This window comes from Pseudomonas veronii (assembly GCF_001439695.1).
Lineage (GTDB): Bacteria > Pseudomonadota > Gammaproteobacteria > Pseudomonadales > Pseudomonadaceae > Aquipseudomonas > Aquipseudomonas veronii.
In genome coordinates this window covers 13,740-38,105 of the sequence record NZ_JYLL01000018.1, presented here as the reverse complement: position 1 = coordinate 38,105, position 24,366 = coordinate 13,740, and the positions used below count along the sequence as shown (strand labels likewise).

24 protein-coding genes and 1 pseudogene are annotated in these 24,366 nt (G+C 60.6%); 17 read left to right on the top strand and 8 right to left on the bottom strand.

Features of this window, described 5'->3' with window-relative positions:
* The first annotated feature begins 26 nt into the window (after nt 1–26).
* Together TU80_RS20320 and TU80_RS20315 are read left to right on the top strand one after the other, a co-directional pair.
* The gene (locus TU80_RS20320) at nt 27–1,322 is read left to right on the top strand and encodes an MFS transporter (RefSeq protein WP_017848406.1); all 1,296 of its coding nucleotides are present in this window, start codon (nt 27–29) and stop codon (nt 1,320–1,322) included.
* Nucleotides 1,322–2,299: an NAD(P)-dependent oxidoreductase gene (locus tag TU80_RS20315; RefSeq protein ID WP_046383170.1), complete on the top strand. Its 978-nt coding sequence runs from the start codon at nt 1,322–1,324 to the stop codon at nt 2,297–2,299. Before TU80_RS20320 ends, TU80_RS20315 begins: the two co-directional genes overlap by 1 nt.
* A 136-nt stretch (nt 2,300–2,435) precedes the next feature.
* Here the strand turns inward: TU80_RS20315 and TU80_RS20310 are convergent, their stop codons facing one another.
* A complete protein-coding gene (locus TU80_RS20310) occupies nt 2,436–4,061 on the bottom strand; it encodes a methyl-accepting chemotaxis protein (protein WP_057005238.1) in 1,626 nt (541 codons plus the stop codon).
* A 234-nt stretch (nt 4,062–4,295) separates the two neighbouring features.
* On the opposite strand from TU80_RS20310, the gene TU80_RS20305 reads away from it, so the two are divergent.
* From TU80_RS20305 to TU80_RS20295, 3 genes and pseudogenes are all read left to right on the top strand, one after another.
* Nucleotides 4,296–5,723: a nucleobase:cation symporter-2 family protein gene (locus tag TU80_RS20305; protein ID WP_046383168.1), complete on the top strand. Its 1,428-nt coding sequence runs from the start codon at nt 4,296–4,298 to the stop codon at nt 5,721–5,723.
* 12 nt (nt 5,724–5,735) lie between these two features.
* Nucleotides 5,736–6,197, top strand: a complete 462-nt coding sequence (locus tag TU80_RS20300) for an LEA/WHy family protein (RefSeq protein WP_017848402.1) — start codon at nt 5,736–5,738, stop codon at nt 6,195–6,197.
* 6 nt (nt 6,198–6,203) lie between these two features.
* Nucleotides 6,204–6,434, top strand: a pseudogene (locus tag TU80_RS20295) (GNAT family N-acetyltransferase); the annotation flags it as partial.
* Between the two features lie 138 nt (nt 6,435–6,572).
* Here the strand turns inward: TU80_RS20295 and TU80_RS20290 are convergent.
* The gene (locus TU80_RS20290) at nt 6,573–7,499 is read right to left on the bottom strand and encodes a carbon-nitrogen hydrolase family protein (protein WP_026140204.1); all 927 of its coding nucleotides are present in this window, start codon (nt 7,497–7,499) and stop codon (nt 6,573–6,575) included.
* Between the two features lie 83 nt (nt 7,500–7,582).
* On the opposite strand from TU80_RS20290, the gene TU80_RS20285 reads away from it, so the two are divergent.
* Nucleotides 7,583–8,512, top strand: coding sequence for a LysR family transcriptional regulator (locus TU80_RS20285; protein WP_079443641.1), 930 nt, complete (start codon nt 7,583–7,585; stop codon nt 8,510–8,512).
* On the opposite strand, the gene TU80_RS20280 is transcribed toward TU80_RS20285, so the two are convergent.
* On the bottom strand, nt 8,484–8,738 hold the full coding sequence (locus TU80_RS20280) for a hypothetical protein (protein ID WP_017848398.1): 255 nt from the start codon (nt 8,736–8,738) through the stop codon (nt 8,484–8,486). The two genes, TU80_RS20285 and TU80_RS20280, sit on opposite strands and share 29 nt — an antisense overlap.
* A 162-nt stretch (nt 8,739–8,900) precedes the next feature.
* Between TU80_RS20280 and TU80_RS20275 the strand changes: the two genes are divergently transcribed.
* Nucleotides 8,901–9,221, top strand: coding sequence for an ElaB/YgaM/YqjD family protein (locus TU80_RS20275; protein ID WP_017848397.1), 321 nt, complete (start codon nt 8,901–8,903; stop codon nt 9,219–9,221).
* A gap of 59 nt (nt 9,222–9,280) precedes the next feature.
* Here the strand turns inward: TU80_RS20275 and TU80_RS20270 are convergent, their stop codons facing one another.
* On the bottom strand, nt 9,281–10,315 hold the full coding sequence (locus tag TU80_RS20270) for an Ldh family oxidoreductase (protein WP_057005237.1): 1,035 nt from the start codon (nt 10,313–10,315) through the stop codon (nt 9,281–9,283).
* 267 nt (nt 10,316–10,582) lie between these two features.
* Here TU80_RS20270 and TU80_RS20265 point away from each other — a divergent pair, with 267 nt between their 5' ends.
* The 7 genes from TU80_RS20265 to TU80_RS20235 all read left to right on the top strand — a co-directional run bounded on the left by TU80_RS20265 (nt 10,583) and on the right by TU80_RS20235 (nt 16,578).
* Complete coding sequence (locus TU80_RS20265; protein ID WP_046383165.1) at nt 10,583–11,572, top strand: FecR family protein; 990 nt, start codon at nt 10,583–10,585, stop codon at nt 11,570–11,572.
* 341 nt (nt 11,573–11,913) lie between these two features.
* Nucleotides 11,914–12,363 carry a hypothetical protein gene (locus tag TU80_RS20260; protein WP_057005236.1) on the top strand — a complete coding sequence of 150 codons (450 nt, stop codon included), beginning with the start codon at nt 11,914–11,916 and terminating at the stop codon, nt 12,361–12,363.
* Nucleotides 12,360–12,923 carry a hypothetical protein gene (locus TU80_RS20255; protein WP_057005235.1) on the top strand — a complete coding sequence of 188 codons (564 nt, stop codon included), beginning with the start codon at nt 12,360–12,362 and terminating at the stop codon, nt 12,921–12,923. The genes TU80_RS20260 and TU80_RS20255 overlap by 4 nt, the downstream gene beginning before the upstream one ends.
* A gap of 67 nt (nt 12,924–12,990) precedes the next feature.
* Nucleotides 12,991–13,686 (top strand): hypothetical protein, encoded by a 696-nt coding sequence (locus tag TU80_RS20250; RefSeq protein WP_057005234.1) that lies wholly within the window; start codon nt 12,991–12,993, stop codon nt 13,684–13,686.
* A gap of 62 nt (nt 13,687–13,748) precedes the next feature.
* On the top strand, nt 13,749–14,426 hold the full coding sequence (locus TU80_RS20245; protein WP_057005233.1) for a C39 family peptidase: 678 nt from the start codon (nt 13,749–13,751) through the stop codon (nt 14,424–14,426).
* A gap of 41 nt (nt 14,427–14,467) precedes the next feature.
* Nucleotides 14,468–15,217 carry a hypothetical protein gene (locus tag TU80_RS20240; protein ID WP_057005232.1) on the top strand — a complete coding sequence of 250 codons (750 nt, stop codon included), beginning with the start codon at nt 14,468–14,470 and terminating at the stop codon, nt 15,215–15,217.
* 50 nt (nt 15,218–15,267) lie between these two features.
* Entirely contained in the window at nt 15,268–16,578 is a 1,311-nt protein-coding gene (locus tag TU80_RS20235; RefSeq protein ID WP_057005231.1) for a hypothetical protein, read from the top strand.
* Nucleotides 16,579–16,642: 64 nt separating this feature from the next.
* Here the strand turns inward: TU80_RS20235 and TU80_RS20230 are convergent, their stop codons facing one another.
* Entirely contained in the window at nt 16,643–17,968 is a 1,326-nt protein-coding gene (locus TU80_RS20230) for a sigma-54 dependent transcriptional regulator (RefSeq protein WP_046383162.1), read from the bottom strand.
* A gap of 345 nt (nt 17,969–18,313) precedes the next feature.
* Between TU80_RS20230 and TU80_RS20225 the strand changes: the two genes are divergently transcribed.
* Nucleotides 18,314–18,574, top strand: coding sequence for a hypothetical protein (locus TU80_RS20225; protein ID WP_017848387.1), 261 nt, complete (start codon nt 18,314–18,316; stop codon nt 18,572–18,574).
* Between the two features lie 73 nt (nt 18,575–18,647).
* On the opposite strand, the gene TU80_RS20220 is transcribed toward TU80_RS20225, so the two are convergent.
* The 3 genes from TU80_RS20220 to gnd are packed head-to-tail and all read right to left on the bottom strand — an operon-like array spanning nt 18,648 to nt 21,996.
* Complete coding sequence (locus tag TU80_RS20220; protein ID WP_057005230.1) at nt 18,648–19,496, bottom strand: Cof-type HAD-IIB family hydrolase; 849 nt, start codon at nt 19,494–19,496, stop codon at nt 18,648–18,650.
* On the bottom strand, nt 19,493–21,016 hold the full coding sequence (gene zwf, locus TU80_RS20215; RefSeq protein ID WP_046483711.1) for a glucose-6-phosphate dehydrogenase: 1,524 nt from the start codon (nt 21,014–21,016) through the stop codon (nt 19,493–19,495). Before zwf ends, TU80_RS20220 begins: the two co-directional genes overlap by 4 nt.
* The gene (gene gnd / locus TU80_RS20210; RefSeq protein ID WP_017848384.1) at nt 21,013–21,996 is read right to left on the bottom strand and encodes a phosphogluconate dehydrogenase (NAD(+)-dependent, decarboxylating); all 984 of its coding nucleotides are present in this window, start codon (nt 21,994–21,996) and stop codon (nt 21,013–21,015) included. The genes zwf and gnd overlap by 4 nt, the downstream gene beginning before the upstream one ends.
* A gap of 268 nt (nt 21,997–22,264) precedes the next feature.
* Here gnd and TU80_RS32750 point away from each other — a divergent pair, with 268 nt between their 5' ends.
* The gene (locus TU80_RS32750; protein ID WP_155678519.1) at nt 22,265–22,441 is read left to right on the top strand and encodes a DUF6026 family protein; all 177 of its coding nucleotides are present in this window, start codon (nt 22,265–22,267) and stop codon (nt 22,439–22,441) included.
* Between the two features lie 152 nt (nt 22,442–22,593).
* A complete protein-coding gene (locus TU80_RS20205) occupies nt 22,594–24,336 on the top strand; it encodes a phosphoethanolamine transferase CptA (protein WP_046383159.1) in 1,743 nt (580 codons plus the stop codon).
* Nucleotides 24,337–24,366: the final 30 nt, after the last annotated feature.

Sequence of the window (24,366 nt, the reverse complement as noted above, 5' to 3'; positions counted from 1 at the left end):
ACTACAACAAGCTCAGGAGCAACCCCATGGATACCTTGAAACTCGCCACCCGCCGTTGGTGGTACATCATGCCCATCGTCTTTATCACCTACAGCCTGGCGTACCTGGACCGCGCCAACTACGGTTTCGCCGCCGCCAGCGGCATGGCTGAAGACCTGATGATCACACCCGGCATGTCGTCCCTGCTCGGCGCACTGTTCTTCCTCGGTTACTTTTTCTTCCAGGTGCCGGGCGCGATCTACGCGCAAAAGCGCAGCGTGAAGAAGTTGATTTTCGTCAGCCTGATCCTCTGGGGCGGCCTGGCCACCCTGACCGGCGTGGTGTCCAACGCCTACATGCTGGTCGCCATTCGCTTCATGCTCGGCGTGGTCGAAGCGGCGGTGATGCCGGCGATGCTGGTGTACCTGTGCCACTGGTTCACCCGTGCCGAACGCTCGCGGGCCAATACGTTCCTGATCCTCGGCAACCCGGTGACCATGCTGTGGATGTCGGTGGTGTCCGGCTACCTGGTGCAGCATTTCAGCTGGCGTTGGATGTTCATCGTCGAAGGCCTGCCGGCGGTGCTGTGGGCATTTATCTGGTGGCGCCTGGCCGATGAGCGGCCCAAGGATGCCCAGTGGTTGAGCGACAGCGAAAAGCACCAGCTGGAAACCGCCCTCGCCGCCGAACAGGTGGGGATCAAAGCGGTGAAGAACTACGCCGAAGCGTTTCGCTCGCCCAAGGTGATCATCCTCGCGCTGCAGTTCTTCTGCTGGAGCATCGGCGTGTACGGCTTTGTGCTGTGGCTGCCGTCGATCCTCAAGGCCGGCTTGCAGATGGACATGGTCGAGGCCGGCTGGTTGTCGGCGCTGCCGTACCTCGCGGCGGTGATCGGCATGCTGGTGGTGTCGTGGGGTTCGGACAAGCTGCAAAAACGTAAGCGGTTTGTGTGGCCGCCGTTGTTGATCGCCTCTATCGCTTTCTATGCGTCCTACGTGCTCGGCGCCGAACATTTCTGGTGGTCCTACACCCTGCTGGTGATTGCCGGCGCGTGCATGTACGCGCCCTATGGACCGTTTTTCGCGATTGTCCCGGAGATCCTGCCGGCCAACGTCGCCGGCGGCGCCATGGCGTTGATCAACAGCATGGGCGCGCTCGGTTCGTTCGGCGGTTCGTACCTGGTGGGTTACCTCAATAGCAGCACCGGTTCCCCCGGCGCCTCTTACCTGTTGATGAGCGGCGCGTTGATGGTTTCGGTGGTGCTGACGATGTTCCTCAAGCCCGGCGCCAGCGACCGCGAGCGCGCGCCGTTGCAGTCCCTCGAATTAAAGGTGAAGACCTGATGAAAAAGTCTGTCGTTCTGTACAAAAAACTCTCCGCGCCGCTGATGGCCCGGCTGCATGAGCACGCCGAGGTCACGCTGATCGACGCGCTCGACCCGCCCGGCCTGGCCAAACTGCGCGACGCCCTCCCCGGCGCCCATGGGTTGCTGGGCGCGAGCCTGCGCCTGGACGCCGCGTTGCTGGACCTGGCACCGCAACTGGAGGCGGTGGCCAGCGTGTCCGTCGGCGTCGACAACTACGACATCGAGTACCTGACCCGGCGCGGCATCCTGCTCAGCAACACGCCCGATGTGCTGACCGAAACCACCGCCGACACCGGTTTCGCGCTGATCCTCGCCACCGCACGCCGGGTGGTCGAACTGGCCGATATGGTGCGTGCCGGCCAGTGGCACAAGAACATCGGCCCGGCGCATTTCGGCAGCGACGTGCATGGCAAGACCCTGGGCATCATCGGCATGGGCCGCATTGGTGAAGCGCTGGCCCAGCGCGGGCATTTCGGCTTCGGCATGCCGGTGCTCTACCACAGTCACTCGCCCAAGCCACAGGTGGAAGAACGGTTCGGCGCGCAGTACCGTCGCCTGAACGACTTGCTGCAACAAGCAGACTTCGTCTGCCTGACACTGCCGCTCACCGCCGAAACCGAGCGGTTGATCGGCGCGCAAGAATTCGCCCTGATGGGCCCGGAGACGATCTTTATCAATATCTCCCGCGGCAAGGTGGTGGATGAAGCCGCGCTGGTCGAGGCCTTGCAGCAGCGCACGATTCGCGCGGCGGGGCTGGATGTGTTCGAGCGCGAGCCGCTGCCCCACGACTCGCCGTTGCTGCGCTTGAACAATGTGGTGGCCACGCCGCATATCGGCTCGGCGACCCATGAGACGCGGGAAGCGATGGCCGAGTGCGCGGTGGATAATCTGCTCGCGGCGCTCGCCGGTCAGAAGCCGAAAAACCTGGTGAATCCAGGCGCCTGGATGCAATAGCTTCTGACACCACACAGAGCAAATGTGGGAGGGAGCTTGCTCCCGATGGTGCTGGATCAGTCAGTAGATGAGTTGACTGACCCATTGCTATCGGGAGCAAGCTCCCTCCCACATTGGGATTGCACTGCAAAGTGGCTCAGATAACGAACCTGGCCACCATCGCATTCAAATCCACCGCCAGGCGCGACAGCTCATGGCTGGCCGCGCTGGTCTGGTTGGCGCCCGCCGCCGACTGGGTCGCCAGGTCACGGATGTTGACCAGGTTGCGGTCTACTTCACGGGACACCTGGGCCTGTTCTTCCGAGGCGCTGGCGATCACCAGGTTGCGCTCGTTGATCAGGCTGATCGACTGAGTGATCTGCTCCAGAGCCACGCCGGCCGCGCGGGCCATTTCCAGGGTGTTATGGGTGCGCTGGTTGCTCTGTTGCATGGATTGCACGGCTTCACCGGTGCCGTTCTGGATACCGGCGACCATTTTCTCGATTTCCTGGGTCGACTGCGCGGTGCGATGGGCCAGGGCCCGCACCTCGTCGGCCACCACCGCGAAGCCGCGCCCGGCTTCACCGGCACGGGCGGCTTCGATCGCCGCGTTGAGCGCCAGCAGGTTGGTCTGCTCGGCAATCGCCCGGATCACGTCGAGGACCTTACCGATGTCGCGCCCCTGAGTGGCCAGACCTTCGATCAGCAACGAGGTGTTTTGCACATCCTGGGTCATGGTCTGGATCGCGCCGACGGTCTCAACCACCCGGTCGCGGCCTTCCCGTGCCGCCTGGTTGGACTGCGTGGAGGCTTCGGAGGTGGACACGGCGTTCCGCGCCACCTCTTCCACGGCAGCGGTCATCTCATTGACGGCCGTGGCGGCCTGGTCGATTTCGTTGTTTTGTTGCTGCAAGCCTTTGGAGGCTTCTTCGGTGACGGCGCTCAACTCTTCCGCCGCCGAGGCCAATTGCGTGGCCGAACCGGCGATGTGCTGGATGGTCTGGCGCAAGTTGGTTTGCATGGCCGACAACGCACTGATCAAACGCGCCGGTTCATCCTTGCCATCGTCTTCAATGACTTTGCTCAAGTCGCCGCCGGCAATGGTTTGCGCCACTTCCACGGCTTTGCGCAGCGGCGTGACGATGCTGCGGGTCAGCAACCAGGCCAACAGTACCGTGAGCAAGGCGGCGGCCACGGCCACCACGACGATCCCGCTGATCGCGCTGTCATAGCTGCGTCCGGCCTGCTCGTTGGCCTGCTTGGCGCCAGCGGAGTTGAGGGCGATCAGCTTGTTCAACTGCTCGCCCATCTGATCGGTGCCGTTCTTGATCCGGGTATTGATCAAGTCGCGCATCTCATCGACCTTGTTTTGCTGGGACAGGGCCAGCATCTCGGCCTGGGCCGTCAGGTAGTTGTCCAAGGTGCCGACAAACGTCTTGTACAGGGCCGCTTCCTCAGGCACGGAAGGTAACGCTGAGTAACCGGCCTGGGCGGCTCTGACCTTGTCGATCAGTGCGGCGATGCGCGTTTGCGCCTCTTGCAACGCGGCCGGTTCACGGTTGACCAGCACGCGAAACGACAAGATACGCATGCGCAACACGTTTTCCGTGAGGCTGCCCAAGTAGGCCACGCTGGGCAGTTGGTTGCTGCTCATATCCACCGACGCCTGACGGATCAGCGTCATGCGGTTGACTGCAAACACTCCCAATACAACCACCAACAACGCAATGAATGCGAAACCGAGAGACGCTCGAGGGGCAATATTCAGATGACGAAGAGACATAGAGGTATTCTCAAGAAGGAGTGTCTGCGCGCATCCCTGCAGCGGATTGATCAGCTGGCGTCAACACGCTGCTCTGACCTTGGTCACCACTTGTTGTCATTGTTGGGTGGGCCTATAAAAGATATCGGCAGGCCCAGCGGTTTTCGCAGGGCCTCCATAAATATTTTTTTACACTTCTGACGATCTCCGGTTTCTGGCATCCTGCGCCTCCATTTTCTGTCCAGAGCCCGCATTTTGTCTGACGCTCAAGCCCCGCGCCCGCGCTATAAATCCGACCTGATCTATGGCCTGGAAGACCGTCCGCACTTCTCTGCCGCAATGTTTGCCGCCTTGCAGCATGTGTTGGCGAGTTTTGTCGGCATCATCACCCCTACGCTGATCGTCGGCGGCGTGCTGGGCCTGGAAAGCGAGGTGCCGTACCTGGTGAGCATGGCCTTGTTCGTGTCGGGGCTCGGCACTTTTGTGCAGGCGCGCACGTTCGGCCCGATCGGTTCGGGGTTGTTGTGCCTGCAGGGCACCAGTTTTTCGTTTATCAGCGTGATTCTCAGTGCCGGGTTCATGGTCAAGGCCCGGGGTGGCGGCACCGATGAGATTCTCTCGACGATCTTCGGCATCTGTTTTTTCGCGGCGTTTATCGAAGTCGTGCTCAGCCAGTTCATCGGCAAGTTGCGCAAGCTGATCACCCCGGTGGTGACCGGCACCATCATCACCCTGATGGGCTTGTCGCTGATCAAGGTGGCAGTCACCGACATGGCCGGCGGCTTCGGCGCCGACAACCTCGGCGCCGCGAGCAATATGGGGCTGGCCGCGCTGGTGCTGCTCACCATCGTGGTACTCAACCGCTTCAACAACCCGTTCCTGCGCCTGGGTTCGATCGTGATCGGCCTGACCCTGGGCTTCATCGTGGCCTGGTGGCTGGGCCGTGTGGATATGGCGGCCTTGCCCCAGGTGCCGTTGATCAGCGTGCCGGTGCCGTTCAAGTATGGCTTCTCGTTCGACTGGGTGGCGTTTATCCCGGTGGCGGTGATCTTCCTGATTTCGCCCCTGGAGGCCGCCGGTGATCTGACGGCCAACTCGATGATTTCCCAACAGCCGGTCAAGGGCCCGCTGTACATCAAGCGCATCAAGTCCGGCCTGCTGGCGGACGGCCTCAACTCGGCGATGGCCGCGACCTTCAACAGCCTGCCGATGGTAACGTTCGCCCAGAACAACGGCGTGATCCAACTCACCGGCGTAGCCAGCCGTTATGTGGCGTACTTCATTGCCGGCCTGCTGGTGCTGCTGGGGCTGTTCCCGATGATCGGCGCGGTGCTGCAACTGATGCCCAAGCCGGTATTGGGCGGCGCGACGCTGATCATGTTCGGCACCGTCGCCGTGGCGGGGATCAAGATCCTCGCCGAAGCCGGCCTGCACCGCCGCAATATGCTGATCGTGGCGATCTCCCTGGGCATGGGCCTGGGTGTCGCCGCCGTGCCGGAAGTGTTGCGCGACCTGCCCAAGGCGCTGCACAACATCTTCGAATCGCCGATCACCGTAGGCGCGTTCTGTGCAATCCTGCTGAACATTTTCCTGCCGGAAGAGTTCTTAGAACTGGAAGAAGATGAATTTGATCCGGAGTCCTCAACCCTCAAAGTGATGCAAGACCCGGACGTCACGCACTAGGAGCACCTTCGTATGCGTAAGCTCATGGTTCTATCGATACTGCTGCTGACCTTGAGCGCTTGCGCCCTGTTCCCCAATCGCGACCCGGTCACTATCAACGTGGTGGGCATCGAGCCGCTGCAAAGCCAGGACCTGGAAGTGCGCTTCGCCGTGAAGCTGCGGGTGCAGAACCCCAATGAAACGGCAATCGACTACAACGGCGTGGCCCTGGACCTGGAGGTCAATGGCCGGCCGCTGGCGTCGGGGGTGAGTGATCAGCGCGGAAGCATCCCACGCTTTTCCGAGACGGTTCTGATGGTGCCGGTCAGCGTTTCAGCGTTTTCCGTGTTGCGGCAAACCCTCGGCCTGAGCCAGACCCAGAGTTTGAACAACCTGCCCTACGTATTGCGCGGCAAATTGGCCGGTGGGCTGTTCGGCACCATGCGGTTTGTCGATCGTGGAACACTGGACCTGCCGAATACCGCCACTTGGTAACCCCCCATGCAACCGACCTTGGTCACCCAACGCCTGATTCTGCGCCCGCTGACGCTCGACGATGCCGAGGGCATCCAGCAACAGTTCCCCCATTGGGAAGTGGTGCGTTATCTCAATACCCTGGTGCCGTGGCCCTACCCGGCTGACGGCGCGCGTCACTACCTGGAACACATCGCGTTGCCCGCCATGGCCCGGGGCGAGGAATGGCATTGGGCGATCCGCCTGCAAAGCGCGCCGACGAAGGTGAGTTTGTCGAGGGCATTTTTCCACGGGACATCTGGGAAATGACCCGTGAAGAGTGGCTGGATCGCCGCTCTTTCAAGCGATAGATATCAACCGGTGGGAGTAGGCTGACTCCCACCGGTTTTACCGCACTCAGTCCGTGATGTAGCGCACGCCCGGCTTGGCCCGCTCATCGACCACCAGCTCGAAAACATCCGGCCGGGCGTAATGCCCCACCACGTCATAGTCATACCGTGCGCGCACCAGATCGTCGGTATTGATCTGCGCGCTCAAGAGCCCGGCCTCACCCAGCAGCGGCCCAGCCAGGATGTCGCCCATAGGGCCGACAATCACACTGCCGCCTGCAATCAACGGACGATCTGAAGGCCAGTTGGCAACCTCAACGCCCAGCGCCGCGGGCGATGCCTGCACCTGGCACGCACTGACCACAAAACAGCGGCTCTCGTGGGCAATGTGACGCATGCTCACCTGCCACATCTCGCGCTCATCCACCGTGGGCGCACACCACACCTGCACGCCCTTGGCGTACATCGCCGTTCGCAGCAGGGGCATCATGTTTTCCCAGCACACCGCGCCGCCGATGCGCCCGACCGCCGCGTCGATCACCGGCAGTGTGGACCCATCGCCCTTGCCCCAGATCAGCCGCTCGGTGCCGGTGGGCATCAGCTTGCGGTGCTTGGCCACCAGGCCGTGCGCCGGCTCGAAGTACAGCATGGTGCAATACAAGGTGCTGGCGCTGCGCTCGATCACGCCCAGGACCAGGCTGGCACCGGTGCGCGCCGACAAACCGGCCAACGCTTCGGTTTCGGCGCCGGGCACGTCGATGGCGTTGGCAAAATATCGCGCAAAGGCTTCGCGACCTTCGGGCAGGCGATAACCGAGTTGCGTGCCGAAGCCTTCGCCTTTGGGATAACCGCCCAGCAGCGCCTCGGGCATCACCACCAATTGCGCGCCACTGCGCAGGATCGGCTCTTCATAGGCCAGGATTTGCGCCAGGGTGTCAGCCTTGCCGCCGGGCAAGGAACCGATTTGCAAGGCGGCCACAATAGAAACAGGCATCAGGATCACTCCGAACAATGAGGGGTTGCCCATTCTCCAGCCAGCCCGGATCATGAATAAAGCCCACCTCAGTGCTGAATGATATGAGCCAGATAAATATCACCCAAGTCGACCTCAACCTGCTGAAAACCTTCGAAGCCCTGCACGACGAATCCAGCGCCAGCCGCGCAGCGTTGCGCCTGGGCGTCACCCAATCGGCAATCAGCGCGGGCCTGCGGCGTTTGCGCGAGGTGTATGGCGACCAACTGTTCGTGCGAACCGGCCGTGGCCTGGCGCCGACCTTGCGGGCCAACCAGTTGAAGCCGGTGATCAGTGAGGCGTTGGACCGCTGCCGACAGAGCCTGGCGATGACCCACCCGGACACCCAGCAGTATCAGGGACGCTCCGTGGTGCTGGGTTTATCCGACGACTTCGAGATTGCCTACGGCCGCCGCCTGATGGCGGAAATTGCCCAGCGGTTGCCGAAATTGCGTGTAATTTTCCGTCAGACCCACAGCCAGATCGTCGCCGCCGCCCTGCTCGACCGCAGCCTCGACCTGGCGATTACCGCCGGCGGCTTTGCCGAACGCCGCCTAAGCCGGCAGGTGCTGGGAGAAGGTGATTACCGCTGCCTGGTCGACCCGCACAGCCTGGCGCCAGGCCAGCAATGCATCGACCTGCACGCGTTCGTTAGCCGCGAGCATGTGCTGGTGTCATCCGGCGGTTTTATCGGGATCACCGATGAAGGGCTGGCGGCACAAGGGCTGAGCCGCCAGGTATGTGCCTCCACCAGCCACTTCGCCGCGTTGCCGTTTCTGCTCAAGGGCAGCCAGGCGGTGGCGACCATTCCCGGGCACGCCGCCGAAGCCATCGCCGGCATGACCGGCTTGCAGGTTCTGCCGTGCCCGCTGGCGCTGCCGCGCTACCCGGTGGAACTGGGCTGGCGCACTCAGGCTCAGCTTGATCCGATGTTGCTGAAAGTGCGCGAGGCGATTGTCGCCAGCTTTACTTCGCCGCCGCCATCAGCTTGTTGACTTCGCTGCGCACCATGTTGGAGAACTCCGGCGGCGACATGCCGTCGAGTTCCGCGCGAACCCATTCGGCCCACTTGCCCTTGCGTTTGGCGCGCTCGCCGAACAGGCGCGCGGCTTCGCCCTTGGCCTTGCCCAGGTTGCTTTGCCACAGGTCGTAGAGACGGGACTTTTCATCTTCCAGCTCGGCGCGTTCGGCGAGGGTCTTGTTGGCGAGATTGAAGCTCATGTTGAATTTCCTGCTGCACAAATAGGTGACATCTTACACTGTAGGTCTAAGTTTCCTGATTCGGATTTCGCATACCCACGCCGGCCGGCAAAAAACTGCAACTTTTGCCGCCGCCCGACACTCCATTGTTCACTGTCACATTTACCTGCAAGGAGTCACACAATGGCCCGTAAATCTGCCGCCCAAGTCGTCGAAGATCAAATCAAGGATCAAGCGTTCAGCGAACTGACTGCACTGATCGAAGAGTCGGACAAACTGCTCAAAAACAGTGCTTCCCTGGTCGGCGAAGAAGGTGAAACGCTGCGCGAGCAGGTCGCTATCAAGCTCAAGCAAGCGCTCGATTCGGTGTCCAATGTGCGCGAGCGCAGCAAGCCGGTGGTGGATGCCACCGAAACCTACATCGGCGGTCACCCGTGGCAGACCGTGGCGATCTCGGCAGGCTTTGGCCTGGTGGTCGGCCTGCTGCTCGGTCGTCGCAACTAATACTGTAGGCCTTGCGTAGCCACTGCCGAACCCTGGCGAGGTAGCGGCTACGCGGGTTATCAGACGGCCCACTCACGTAGTTGATTCAACGCCTGCGCGTCCACTTCAATGCCTGCCGCCAACGACTTCGCCCGCGTGCGATGACGTCGATCCCCCGGCAACCGCCGCAACCCCACCGCGTGCATCTGCCGCACCAGTTCCTGGCTGCGCTCGGCGAAGTTTTGCCCGGCGGTTTTGCTCGGGTCGATCAGGATCAACAACTGGCCGGTCCACGGCGTGCGGGCGCCAGGGTGATCGGCCCAGTTGAACTCAAACGAGAAGTTGCCGCCGGTCAGGGCCGCGGCCAGCAACTCGACCATCATCGACAGCGCCGAGCCCTTGTGCCCGCCGAACGGCAACAACGCACCGCCTTCGAGGATGGCCTTGGGGTCCTGGGTCGGCTGGCCCAGGCTGTCGACGCCCATGCCCGGCGGCAGGCGCTCGCCGTTGCGCGCAGCAATCTGCACGTCACCATGGGCGATGGCGCTGGTGGCCAGGTCGAACACAATCGGCGCGCCGTCCGCCCGTGGCGCGGCAAACGCGATCGGGTTGGTACCGAACAGCGGGCGATCGGCGCCATGGGGCACCACGCAGGTCATGCTGTTGACCACGCTCAGCGCCACCAGGCCTTGCTCGGCGAAGGGTTCGACATCCGGCCACAGCGCGGCGAAGTGATGGGAGTTGTGTATCGCCAGCAACGCAATACCGGCGCTGCGGGCCTTGTCCACCAGCAACGCACGGGCCGCCGCCAACGCCGGTTGGGCGAAGCCATTCGCGGCGTCGACCCGCACGAAGCCGGAAGCGACATCCGTGACCACCGGCGTGGCCTTGCCATCGACCCAGCCGCTCTCCAGCGTGCTGATATATCCGGGCATCCGAAAGATGCCATGGCTGTGGGCGCCGTCGCGCTCGGCGCTGGCGCAATTGTGCGCGAGGATCTGCGCCACTTGCGGCGACGTGCCGTGCTTCACAAACACCGCGTGCAGCAACCCCACCAGGTCGTTGAAACCGATGAACGCTGAAGAATCGTCAACTCTCGGGGACTGGGCAGACATCTGTAGCTCCGATTTTGTAATTGGAAGAGACAACAAGAATCCAGACCGACGATTAAACAACGCCTCCCGTGCCTGCTGTCAACGGGCGCTTGAGTTATCTACTGCCTGACGCGCTTCGCCGTCCATTACGGTGTGTCGCAACTCCGTCACCAGCCTGTTTGGGCGTGCCCCAACGAGAATAAAAGTTCAATTGATGCGCAATTGCCATGAAGGCTGTTCTCGCCCTCGGTCTCGGGAGGTTAGAATGTGGGAAATCAGGATGAATTAATGACCGAAAAGTCTGCTTTAGAAGCCGAATATGACGCCATCACCGACGCCGCCGCGCATTGGTGCATGCGCTTGCATGCAAGTGATTGCACGGCGGACGAACGACAGGCCTTTCAACAATGGCACGATGCTCATCCGCTGCATGCCTTCGAATACGCGGCGATGCTGGAAATCTGGGACGTGGCCGATCACTTGCCACGCCATGCGCCGCTCGTAGCGCCGTTCAGACCGCGTCGCCGGCTGCGCGATTACGCGGTGGCTGCCGCAGTGTGCTTGGCCGCGCTGCCCCTGGCGGCGTTCACCGGCTGGGAAGCGGGCTGGTTGCCGACTGCCTATGAACGGTTCGAGGCCAGCAATGGCCTGCGCCAGGTCACCCTGGCCGATGGCAGCCAGGTTGAGCTCAACCTGGGCACCGAACTGGTCTACGCCGATTACAAGGACCAGCGCCGGGTCACACTGAGCAAGGGCGAGGCGTTTTTCAAGGTCAGCCATGACAGCACCCATCCGTTTGTCGTCAAGGCCGGAGAAGGACAGGTGCGCGTGACCGGCACCCAATTCAACGTGTGGAAATACGAAAATCAGGTGCGGGTGATGCTGCTCGAAGGCTCGGTGCAGATTTCCAGCGACCCGGCACACGGCAGCGTGCCGCTGACTCCAGGCATGCAAGCCAGCTATCAACCAGGCGATGCCACCCCAAGCGTGCGCCCGATCAACCCCAACGACAGCGCCCTCGCCTGGCGCCAGGGCAAATTGGTCCTGGACAACCTGGCCCTGGCCGACGCGTTACCGTTGATCAACCGCTACCTGAACAAACCGGTGATGCTGGCCGATATCGGCACCGGAACGATCCGCATCGGCGGCATCTATAACATCAGCGAGGTCAACAACCTCGTCCCCTCCCTGCCCAAGGTTTTGCCGGTCTACCTGACCCAGAACCAGGATGGCAATCCCGTCCTCAACTCCATCCCACGTAAAGCGCCCAAGGGCTGAGGCTTCTGCCTGTCCCTGCGGGCCTGATTGCGCCCGCAGTGTCCATTTTTGAAACACCTCCCTGCCCTGAACGGCCCGACCGGCGCGAACTCCCGGTTTTGTTACACGAAGTGTTACAGCGCTGATACAGGCTCCCGAACTCACCGCCTGCGCGCCAGGCGTATCGGAAATTGCCGGCCGGCGTCGGCCGGCTGTATCAACGCTGAAACAGTATGGCCATCACTTAGCCTGCTAAGCTTCATAACTATTTGATTAACAATAATAAATTGAAAGCGGCACGCCTTCTGCTCTATCCCTTACAGCGCTGTTTAGGGTCAGCGCGGTGAATAAGGAATACTGCCGTGGACACGCATAATCCAGGCTCATTGAGCCTCCTGCTGATCAGCTGTGTACTGAGTACCGGCGTGAGCCTTCCAGTGCTCGCGGCAGGCGATGGTGTGATCGTGATTCAACGCCAGGTCCAACCTTATGCAATAGGTCGGACACGCGGCACCGATCCAAACCCCAGCACAGTCAACGCCAACCAGTCCGCAGTTATCTCTCGCGCCGCCAACAGCGAACTCAGCGACAACGACTTCTCCAGTGTGAGCAGTGGCGTCAGCATCACTCGCAACATCATGCCCAATGGCGACCTGGCCGGCTTGACCAACACCAATAGCATCGGCCTAGGCGCAGGCAGCGCAGCCGGCCATGGCGGCGGCGGTATCGCCGGTACGGTCAACGGCGCGGTATCCCGCGGCCTGGCCCCGGTGAGCAATATCGGCGGCATGATCGGGGGGGCAATGAAATGAAGGCTTCCTGGATGCTCCTCGCGGTACTGGGCTGCACGGCGGCAATGGCCGACAGCAGCAACAACGCGACGATTGATAACTCTGCCAAGCAATACAACGGCGTCGTGACGCTCAACCAGGCCGCAGGCGACCAGCAACAACTGAGCAACAACGTCGCGATCGCGGTGGGCCACAACGCCCAGGCGAACATCGCCATCACGCAAAAAATCAGCGGCGCTGCCGCAGACCGCGCCATGGATGCCAAAGCGGCGATCCACGGCACCTCCTTCAGCAATGGCAACGGTGTACTGAGTGTCAACCAGTCGGCCGGGGCCCAGAACCAGATGATCAATGCCGTGCGAATCAGCATCAACGCTGGCCCGCAGAGCATCGACGACAGTGTCATGTCGCAACAGAACGTTGCACTTGCAACAGACTCAGGGTTGAACCCTATCACTGGCAGCCGCCAGGTCGTTACCAGCGACCAGGCCTTCACCGGCAGCCGTGGAGTGGTACAGGTCAACCAGAGCGCCGGGGTGGGGAACCGAGTGGCTAACACCCTGAATGTCCGACTCAACTGATGGAGCTGAGTCGCCAGCTACACCGCACCAACACTTAACCAACTAAATAGAAGCAAGGAGATACACCATGAAACCTACAATGGCTCTTAAACCACTGGCTTTCGCTCTCGCTGCTCTCATGGCTGTTGCTGCTCAAGCGGGTGAGACTTATCATCATCCACAGCCTGCGCCTACCACGCTGGCCGTGACCGCCAACGACGGCCAAAGCAACCACGGTAACGTCGTGCTCAACGACAAAACCAAAAACAACGCTTCGGTCAACGACTCGCTGAATAACTACAGCGGTGTGGTCGGCAACAACACCCTGAGCGGTGACAACAACCAAGGTAAAAACGACGTTGCGATCGGCTCCGGCGATGCAGACTTCGTGTTTGCAACCGTCAACTCCGCTCAATCCAACAGCGGCAACCTGGTGATCAACGGCGGCACCAAAAACAACGCCTCCGTCAACGACAGCGGCAACTACGGTTCGGGCATCATTCAATCCACAGTGGCCTCGGGCACTTCGAACCAAGGTAGCAACAGCACTGCAATCGCCTCGGGCAATGGCAACGCTGGCGGCGCAACCGTCAATGCCGTACAGGACGTGTCGGGCAACCTGAGCGTCAACCTCAGCAGCGGCCACGGCTGGAGCACCAAGCCTGTTACCAACAACGCGAGCGTGAACAGCTCGTTCAACCACGCTTCCGGCATCGTGGGCTCCAACACCCTGTCTGGCAGCAACAACCAAGCTCAGAACAACGTAGCAGTCACTCGCTTCTGATCCAGATCGGGCCTTGGCAACAAGGCCCTTTTTATTTCCAGTGTCCAACAGGTCATACGATCATGCGCCTCGTCGCCTTCTGCCTGCTGTTAGCACTCACCGGCCCAACCTGGGCAGGGCAAATGGCCGTGGTCATGCCCGGCGGTGGGTTGATCTACAAAAAGGTCGAGAGCATCCGTGAGCGCAAGTTCGCCAACCTGGTGGAACAGAAAACCGATTTCAGCTGCGGGGCCGCCGCACTGGCGACCATCCTGCGCCAAGCCTATTGGATGGACGTGGATGAAGATCACGTCATCAAGGGCATGCTGGCCAACGCCGACCAGGATCTGGTGCGTACCCAGGGCTTCTCCATGCTCGACATGAAGCGCTACCTGGAAAGCATCCACATGCGCGCCAGGGGCTACCGGATCACTCCGGAAGTGCTGATCACGGTCAAAGTGCCGGTCGTCGTGCTGCTTGATATTCGCGGCTACAAGCACTTCGTGGTGTTGCAGCGCGCCGACAAAGACTGGGTGTATATCGGCGATCCCGTGCTGGGTCACAAGCGTTATGCCAAGGACGATTTCATCAAGGGCTGGAACGGCATCGTCTTCGCCGTACTGGGTGACGGCTACGACAAGGCCAACGCCTTGCTCGACCCACCCACGCCACTGACTGCCAAGAACAAGCTGAACGAGTTCAGCCCGGTGCGCGACAGCGAATTGATGGACTTCGGTTTTATCCAGAGCGACTTCTTCTAGATAGAAGCGCAATAAGGGGTAGGAAGCTCCAGGAGCAAACGATGAATACTCTCCGTTGGCTGACAGTCATGTGCCTGGCAGCCTCAGCACCTGTTTATGCTTCATCGGCGTTCAAGCCGATTGAACTCAAGGATTCGGAAATGGCCGAGTTGCGCGGCCGCTATGTGATGCCGGGGCGGATTGTCAGCTTTGGCATTGTGATGAGCAGTACCTGGACCAACGCCGCCGGTGCAACCGTGACCGGCACTGCCAACATGCAAGTCAACTCCACCACCATTACGCCGCAATTTTACGTGCAGATTACCGGCAGCGATGGCAACGGCACGACCCAGCAGCCTACCGGCACCGGCACCGTCGTCGGTGGCTCCGGCCTCGGCACCGGCCAGGGCGTGGTTCAAAGCGTCCGCACAGCGGGTGATGGCAACACAGCCACCAACGGCGTTGACATCAACGTCACCAAAGACGGCTTGACTCCGGCCAACTATGTCCAGTCAGGCCAGGCGTTACTGGCCGGCCAGCCGATTACCGGCAGCACTGCCGCTGGCCAGGTCACGGTGAGCGCCAAGAACGGCGGCCTGCAGATGGCGCTGCTGGCCAGCAACAATCAAGGCAACGTCGTGCAGCAAATTGGCGGCGGCAACGTCCTGCAAGGCACGGTCATCCAAGGGAACAGCAACTTCGTGAACAATCTGACCCAACTCAATGTGGTGCTGGGAAACAGTGGTCTGAACAATATCACGCAAAATCTTAACCTAGATCAACTCAAAGGCCTTCGCCCTTCCGGTTATTGAACTACGCTGAGCCACGACACTTACGCATTAGGAATGGGACGGCTTATTTCATGCATCGATCGTTATCGTTACGTGCCGTGATTTGTTTGAGTACGCTCCTGCCGGCGTCCGCGCTATATGCCGCACCGGACACCGATATTGAAACCTTGAAACAGGAACTTCTGGAGCTCAAGCAACGTTATGAAGTGCAGCAAAAAGCACTGGCAGTATTGGAGCAACGCGTTCGACAGGTAGAAGACCAACCCGCAACACCCGCCCCTAGACGCTTGGTCAAGTCGCCTGCCGACTTGAGAAAAGGCGGCACCACCGTGGCAGGCAACACGCCTGGGGTGGGCGCGGCGGCAGCATCGGGCGGCGCCGGCGGTGGCAGTTCCTATGGGCAAAGCCTGAAGGATGACTCGGCGCCGGCACAAAGCGTGAGCAACTTGTACAACGAGGCCAGTGGCTTCTTCGGCAATGGCAAGTTCAGCTTTGAAACCGGCGTCACCTATGCGCGCTATGACGCACGCCAGTTATCCCTTAACGGCTTTCTGGCGCTGGATTCGATCTTCCTCGGCAATATCAACCTGGACCGGATCAAGTCCGACAGCTGGACCGTGGACCTGACCGGGCGCTACAACCTGGACAACCGTTGGCAGTTCGACGTGAACGTGCCAGTGGTGTATCGCGAGTCGACCTACCAGTCCGGCGGTGCGGGCGGCAGCGCCAACACCACCTCGGAAGGCTCGGTTACCCGCGACCCGACCATCGGCGACGTGAACTTCGGCATTGCGTATAAATTCCTCGACGAGAGCGCAAGCCTGCCGGATGCAGTGGTGTCGTTACGGGTCAAGGCCCCTACCGGCAAAGATCCTTATGGCATCAAGCTGATCGAATCGCCGACCAACACCAACCTCGCCGTGCCGGAAACCCTGCCGACCGGTAACGGCGTGTGGTCGGTGACGCCAGGTATCTCCCTGGTCAAGACCTTCGACCCGGCGGTGCTGTTCGGCTCGCTGTCCTACACCCATAACTTCGAAGATTCGTTCAGCGACATCAGCCCCAACGTCAACCAGAAAATCCCCGGCAAGGTCAGTCTGGGCGACAGCTTCCAGTTAGGGGTCGGTGTCGCCTTCGCCCTCAACGAGAAAATGAGTATGTCGTTCTCGGTGTCCGACCTCGTGCAACGCAAGAGCAAGGTCAAGCAAAGCGGCGGGGATTGGCAATCGGTGGTCTCCAGCGATGCCAACGCCGGTTACTTCAACGTGGGCATGACCATCGCGGCGTCGGATAACCTGACGATCGTGCCGAACCTGGCCATTGGCATGACGGATGATGCGCCGGACTTCACCTTCAGCCTGAAATTCCCGTACTACTTCTAAACCGCGCACAGGGAAAAGCCCCGCAACGATAAGGGTCGTTGCGGGGCTTTTCGGTTTACCCGCCCTAGCGGATCTGGTGTTTGTGCAACAACCGGTAGAACGTCGGCCGGGAAATCCCCAGCACACGGGCCGCGACACTCAGGTTGTCGCTGTGCCGGTTGAGCACATCGCACAGCGCCTGGCGTTCGGCGCGGTGTTTATAGTCTTCCAGTGTAGCCATCGGCGACGAAATTGCCTGCTGACTCTGCAAACCCAGATCAACGGCTTCGATTTGCCGCCCTTCGGCCAGCACCAGGCCTCGGCGCACGCGGTTGGCCAGCTCACGCACATTGCCCGGCCAAGGGTGGTGCCCCATGGCCACCAGGGCGTCTTCGCTGAAGCTGCGGGGGCGGCGCCCGGTTTCCTGGCTGTAGAAGCGCGCAAAGTGGTTGGCCAGCATGGCGACGTCACCGTGGCGCTCGCGCAACGGCGCCGTGACCACTTGCAGCACATTCAAACGGTAATACAAGTCTTCACGAAACGTACCCTTCGCAACGGCCGCTTCCAGGTCGACGTGGGTCGCCGCCAGCACTCGCACATCCACCGGGATCGGCTGGCTGCCGCCGACGCGTTCGATCTGTTTTTCCTGCAGGAATCGCAGCAGGTTGGCCTGCAGCTCCATCGGCAAATCGCCGATCTCATCAAGAAACAACGTGCCGCCATTGGCCGCTTCAATCCGCCCGACCTTACGCTGGTGGGCGCCGGTAAACGCGCCCTTTTCGTGGCCAAACAGTTCGGATTGGATCAGGTGTTCCGGGATCGCGCCGCAGTTGATCGCGACAAACGGCTTGGCATGGCGCTGGGATTGGCGGTGCAGGGTTTTGGCCACCAGCTCTTTGCCGGTGCCGCTGTCGCCGCGGATCAGGACCGGGGACTCGGTGGGCGCCAATTTGGACAATAACTTGCGCAGCTCGCGGATCGGTCGGCTGTCGCCCAGCAGTTCATGTTCGGGCTCGTCCACCGCGGTGTAGCCCTTGCCCCGCAGCCGTGCCATGCCAAAGGCGCGGCCGAGGGTGACCTGCACCCTGGACACATCGAACGGCAAGGTATGGAAGTCAAAAAACCATTCGCAGACAAAATCGCCGACGTTCTGCAAGCGCAACACTTCTTGGGTGAGCACCGCGATCCACTCGGTGCCGCTGCGGCTGATCAGTTCCTTGACGGCTTCGGGCCGCTCCAGGTGATACGGCTGCAAGCGCAGCAAGCCGACATCGCAGGATCGCTCACCCACGGCCGCCAACGTACAACTGTCCACCTCCCACCCCGCCGCACGCAAACCCGGTAACAACTCATAGCAGTCATCACAGGGGTCGACCACGAGCAAGCGGCGCTGCACAGGTGTAACAATCATGACTATTCCTTGGCGCCAGAATTGCTAAAGTTATTTATAAACAAAGGTTTGTGACGCCCGGGAGTTACAGTATCAAAATCTTGACAGTTGCCTTGTATCGTTTTGCTATATGTCTTGGCAAAAAGCCACTCGACCGTCACATCCCGGCAAAAAAGTTGTACCTGCCGAATCGCGTATTCAGCTTTCAAAACAGCCGCTTACATGACGCCAATCACGGAAAGTTGAAAATTGTTGCTCTAACATGTGACCCGTACCCCGCCATCGCGCATCAGTACAAGTAACTCGCCGCACGGTCAGCCCAGCCGACGGCACTCACTTGATTGGGCATTTAGAGAGAAGACCCACATGAACGCCCCGCTCCGCATCAACGAAGCTCTTTTGATCGCAGACCGTGCTTTCCAACCCTTCCAGTGCGTGGCCTGGCACGATGGCAACGGTGCCCTCAGCCTGAGCGTCATCGACCGCACCAATACCCGCATCGGCACTAAACAACTGTCGTCGAGCGCGTATACCGACCCGGCACAACTGGAAGATTTGTTGTTACAGGCGCGCGCCGAGCTCGATAAAGATGGCTACCAGTTGCAGTCCTGGGCCATGCCGAAGTAATCCAAAACTGCAACTTGCGAGCACTGCATTGTAAAAGACAGGGCTCGCAAGTTCAGTATTAAACGCCGATGGTCTAACTTGGCGTATCGAACACTTTGTGTGGCACCTTGAGAATAAACCGCTCGATCGCTTGCGCCGCACCGTCCTCGAGATTGCTGCCGGTGACCACATCGGCCTGGCGCTTGACGGGCTCTTCAGCCTGCCCCATGGCAATCGACAATCCGGCCACATGAAACATTGCCGGGTCGTTGCCACCATCGCCGATCACTGCGGTCTGTGCCAACGGCACTCCGAGGTGCGCGGCCAAGGCTTTCAAGGCCTCGCCTTTGTTGGCTTTCATGGCGGTCACATCCAGGTAGATCGGTTGCGAACGCGAGACCTGGGCCAAGCCCTGCACCTTGGGCTGCAATTGCGCTTCCAGCTCCATCAATAATTGCGTGTTGCGACTGGCGGCGACGATCTTGTCGACCCGATCCAGGTACGGTTCAAAACTCTCCACCACCAGCGGCCCATAACCCAAGCCCGCGGTTTCAACCGCCACCATGGGCCCAGGCGGATCGCGCCGCAGCCATTCACCATCGGCAAACAGCCAGACTTCCACGTCCGGCTCGCCGGAAAACAGCGCCAATGCCACCAGCGCCGCCTCCGCCGGCAGCCGGTGCGCGACCAGCACGCTGCCGTCAGGGTTGACCAGTGTGCCGCCATTGAAGCCCGCCACCGGCACATCGATGCCAAACGCTTCGACCATGTGCATCATGGCCTTGGGCGGACGCCCGCTGGCCAGGCTGAATAACACGCCGGCTTCACGCAAGGCGCGAACCGTTGAAAGGGTGCGTTGGGTCGGGGTGTGATCCGGGCGCAACAAAGTGCCGTCCATATCACTCAACACAAACCGGATGGGATGCTTCGCAGTATCACTCATCCGAGCGAGTGCCAGGCACGGCCATCGCGGGCCAGCAACGCATCGGCCGCCGCCGGACCATCTTCACCGGCCTTGTAGGCCTGGATCCCGTCGTCTTCCTTCCACGCATCGAGAAACGGCTGCACCGCACGCCAGCCGTTTTCGATGTTGTCGGCGCGCTGGAACAGGGTCTGGTCGCCGGTCATGCAGTCGTAGATCAGGGTTTCGTAACCCGTCGACGGCTGCATTTCGAAGAAGTCTTCGTAGGCAAACCCCAACTCAATGTTGGCCATGTCCAAGGTCGGCCCAGGCCTTTTCGCCAGCAGGTCGAACCACATGCCTTCGTTGGGCTGGATCTGGATCTTGAGGAACGTGGGCCGCAGCTCATTCACTTCGGTGTCGCGGAACTGCGCATAAGGCGCCGGCTTGAAGCAGATCACGATCTCGGTATCGCGAATGCTCATGCGTTTGCCGGTGCGCAGGTAGAACGGCACACCCACCCAGCGCCAGTTGTCGATCATCACTTTCAGGGCGACAAACGTTTCGGTGCTGCTGTCGGGCGCGACGTTGGCTTCGTCGCGATAACCGGGAACCGGCTTGCCACCAATCTCTCCGGCGCTGTACTGGCCACGCACCGAATTGGCCCGCGCATCCTCTGCGGACCAAGGGCGCACGGCACCGATCACCTTGGCCTTTTCACCCCTCACAGCGTCGGCGCCAAACGCCGCCGGCGGTTCCATGGCGACCATTGCCAGCAGCTGGAACAGGTGATTGGGCACCATGTCACGCAGGGTACCGGTTTTTTCGAAGAAATTGCCCCGGGTTTCCACGCCGACGGTTTCGGCGGCGGTGATCTGTACGTGGTCGATGTAATGGTTGTTCCAGAACGCCTCGAACAGCACGTTGGAGAAACGGCTGATCAGGATGTTCTGTACCGTTTCTTTGCCCAGGTAATGGTCGATGCGATAGATCTGCTTCTCGCTCATCACCTTGAGCAAACAGGCGTTCAAGGCTTCGGCGGTGGCCAGGTCGGAACCGAACGGCTTTTCGATCACCACGCGGCGGAAGTGATCGTCGCTCTCCGTCAACAAACCGGCACTGCCCAGGCGCTGCACCACGTCACTGAAGAAGCGCGGCGCGGTGGCCAGGTAGAACACCGCATTGCCGGTGCCGCTGTCGGCGATTTTTTCGGCGATGTCCGCGTAGGTGCTGTCGTCGAGGAAATCACCCTCGACGTAGCTGATACCTTTGGCCAACTGCGCCCACAGCTGTGGGTCCAGTGCGTTGTCGGCATTGCCCTTGACCTTGCTCGCGGCTTCGGTGCGAATGAAGTCCTCGAGTTTCTTGGCAAAGTCGGCATCGCTGATGGCGTTGTGATCAACGCCGACAATGCGCAGGCCCTCGCCCAGCAGCCCGTCACGACTCAGGTTGTACAGCGCCGGCATAAGCAGGCGCTTGACCAGGTCGCCGTGGGCACCAAACAGAAACAGCGTGGTGGGAGGAGCGGGTTCGGCCTTGGGTTTCTTGCCGTTGGCGGTCATTTTTTGGACGTCTCCACGTGACCACCGAAGCCAAAGCGCATGGCAGACAACATCTTGTCACCGTAGGTGCTCTGCTGGCGCGAGCGGAAACGCGCAAACAACGACGTGGACAGCACCGGCACCGGCACGGCTTGTTCCATGGCGGCTTCGATGGTCCAACGGCCTTCGCCGCTGTCGGCAACCGAGCCGGAGTAGCCCTCGAGTTTCGGGTCGGTGGCCAGGGCGTCGGCGGTCAGGTCCAGCAGCCAGGACGACACCACGCTGCCACGACGCCAGACTTCGGCGATATCGGCAACATTCAGGTCGAAACGTTGGTCTTCGGCGAGGTTTTCCGAGTTTTTGGTCTTGAGGATGTCAAAGCCTTCGGCAAACGCCTGCATCATCCCGTACTCGATACCGTTGTGAATCATCTTCACGAAGTGCCCCGAACCTGCAGGGCCGGCATGAATGTAACCGTGCTCGGCGCGGGGGTCTGCGGCGGCCGAGCGGTCCTTGGTACGCGGGATGGAACCCAGGCCCGGCGCCAGGCTGGCGAAGATCGGATCAAGGCGCTGCACGGTCGCGGCGTCGCCGCCGATCATCATGCAGTAGCCACGCTCCAGGCCCCAGACGCCGCCCGAGGTGCCGACGTCGACGTAGTGCAGGCCTTTTTCCGACAGGGCCTTGGCACGACGCACGTCGTCCTTGTAGTTGGTGTTGCCGCCGTCGATGATCACGTCACCGTGGTCCAGCAGGTCGCTCAGTTCATTGATGGTGTTTTCGGTGGGGTCGCCTGCCGGCAACATCACCCACACAGCGCGGGGCTTCTGCAGCCCGGCGACCAGCGCCTTCAAATCGGCAACGCCGGTGGCGCCCTCTTCGCTCAGGCCTTTGACAAATGCTTCGTTACGGTCGTAAACAACGGTGGTATGCCCATTGAGCATCAGGCGCCGCGCAATGTTACCGCCCATGCGGCCTAGTCCAATAATCCCCAGTTGCATGTGCTGATGCTCCTAACTACTAAAAAATGTGTGACATAGTTTATAGCGCAATGAGGCTAATGAGGGTTAGTTCAGAGCGGATCGGTATAGTTTCATGAGAAAAAGTAGCCAGCATTTCACCATTACCGTCGCAAAAGTCACACGACCGCCAAAAATAAAAAAGTTCCCTTGATACATAAAAGAATCCAGAATTGCTTCCGACTGATGCCCAGAACCTCCAATCATGCGTTCTGGCACCGCGATCTACCGGCTATTTGCGAGGTAAGCAATGAGCACAGCACAGATGACCCGCCCGCCACAGACCCTCTACGTCAGCATCCGTCGCGACGAGTTGCGCCAATTGAAGGCCGAACGCGACCAACTGCAACAGGAAGTCTTGCGCCTGCGCTCGCACCTGCAAGGCCAGCTGGATCAGCCCTCCAGCACACAGCCCGCCCTCTGCTGAGCGGTTTTGTAAGGTAACTCCTACAAAAAACTCACAAAGTTTTCACATCTCCTTCACGATACTCGCGCCCGAAGGGCCGCCTTACACAAGGGCGGCCTCTGCTGCGTGCGTCCCTGCGCGTCAGCTGAAAAATTATCGGGTTGGAGCGCTGGATGGCGATGTTCAAACGCAGCACTACGTCTGCGAAAGGTTTTGATTGGGCCGGCCTGGGTTGGCTGTTCCTGTTCTTCTGGTACTTCTCGGGTATTACCCAACTGCTGATTCAACTGACCGGCACTTCCGGTTTCAGTGGCTTTCGCCAAGCCTTCTTCATGAGTGCGTTGTGGTTGGCGCCGATGTTGTTATTCCCGCGCCGTACTCGCCTGCTGGCCGCCTTGATCGGAGTGGTGCTGTGGGCTTGCTCCATGGCCAGCCTGGGTTATTTCTTCATCTATCAGCAGGAATTCTCCCAGAGCGTCATCTTCATCATGTTCGAGTCGAACATTTCTGAAGCGGGCGAATACGCCACCCAATATTTCGCCTGGTGGATCGTGCTGGCATTCATTGCCCACACCGCCTTCGCCATCTTCCTGTGGACGCGCTTGCGCCCGGTTTACCTGCCGCGCGGCCAGTCGATACTGGCAGCGGTAGCCATTGTGCTGGCCGTCGTCGGCTACCCGTTGGTCAAGCAGATCGCCACGAGCGAAACCATGGAACTGGCCATCGACCGCTTTGAAACCCGCATCGAGCCGGCCGTGCCGTGGCAGATGATCGTCGCCTACCGCCGCTACACCGAGCAACTGGACAACATGCAAGGCATGCTGACCAGCGCCAGCCAGATCCCGCCGTTGAAAAACCTCAAGGACAGCATGGCCGGCCAGCCTTCGACCCTGGTGCTGGTGATCGGCGAGTCCACCAACCGCCAACGCATGAGCCTCTATGGCTACCCGCGCAATACCACGCCGGAGCTAGACAAGCTGCGTGACCAGTTGGCCGTGTTCGACAACGTCATCACCCCGCGCCCCTACACCATTGAAGCGCTGCAACAGGTGTTGACCTTCGCCGACGAAGAGAACCCGGACCTGTACCTCAAGACGCCGTCGATTGTCAGCGTGATGAAACAGGCCGGTTACAAGACCTTCTGGATCACCAACCAGCAGACCATGACCAAGCGCAACACCATGCTCACGACCTTTTCCGAACAGGCCGACGAGCAGGTCTACCTGAACAACAACCGCAACCAGAACGCCCGCCAATACGACGGTGACGTGCTGGCGCCATTCGCCAAGGCCCTGAGCGACCCCGCCGAGCGCAAGCTCATCGTGGTCCACCTGCTGGGCACGCACATGAGCTACCAGTACCGCTATCCGCCAACCTTCGAGAAGTTCACCGATCGCCAGGGTGTTCCGGACGCTATCACCGATGCCCAGTTGCCGATCTACAACAGCTACGACAACGCGGTGCTGTACAACGACTTCGTGGTGTCGAGCCTGATCAAGGACTACGCCAAGACCGACCCCAACGGTTTCCTGCTGTACCTGTCGGACCACGGTGAAGACGTATTCGACTCCGCCGGCCACACCACCCTGGGCCGCAACGAAGGCAAGCCGACGGCGCCGATGTACACCATCCCGTTCATGGCCTACGCCTCACCGAAATGGCGCGAAACCCACGACTGGAAATTTGCCGGCGACCTGCAACGGCCCTACAGCAGCTCGCAGCTGATCCACACCTGGGCCGACTTGGCCGGCCTGAATTTCGATGAGCTGGACCACAGCAAAAGCCTGGTCAGCGACAGCTTCAAACCGCGCCCGCTGTTGATCGGCAACCCCTATGAGCGCCAGCAGAAAGCGCTGATCGACTTTAGCCTGATCAAACCGAAGACGGCCGAAAACGCCGACGTGGTGCTCAAGTAAATACCGCCTTGTAACAGAACGATAACAATC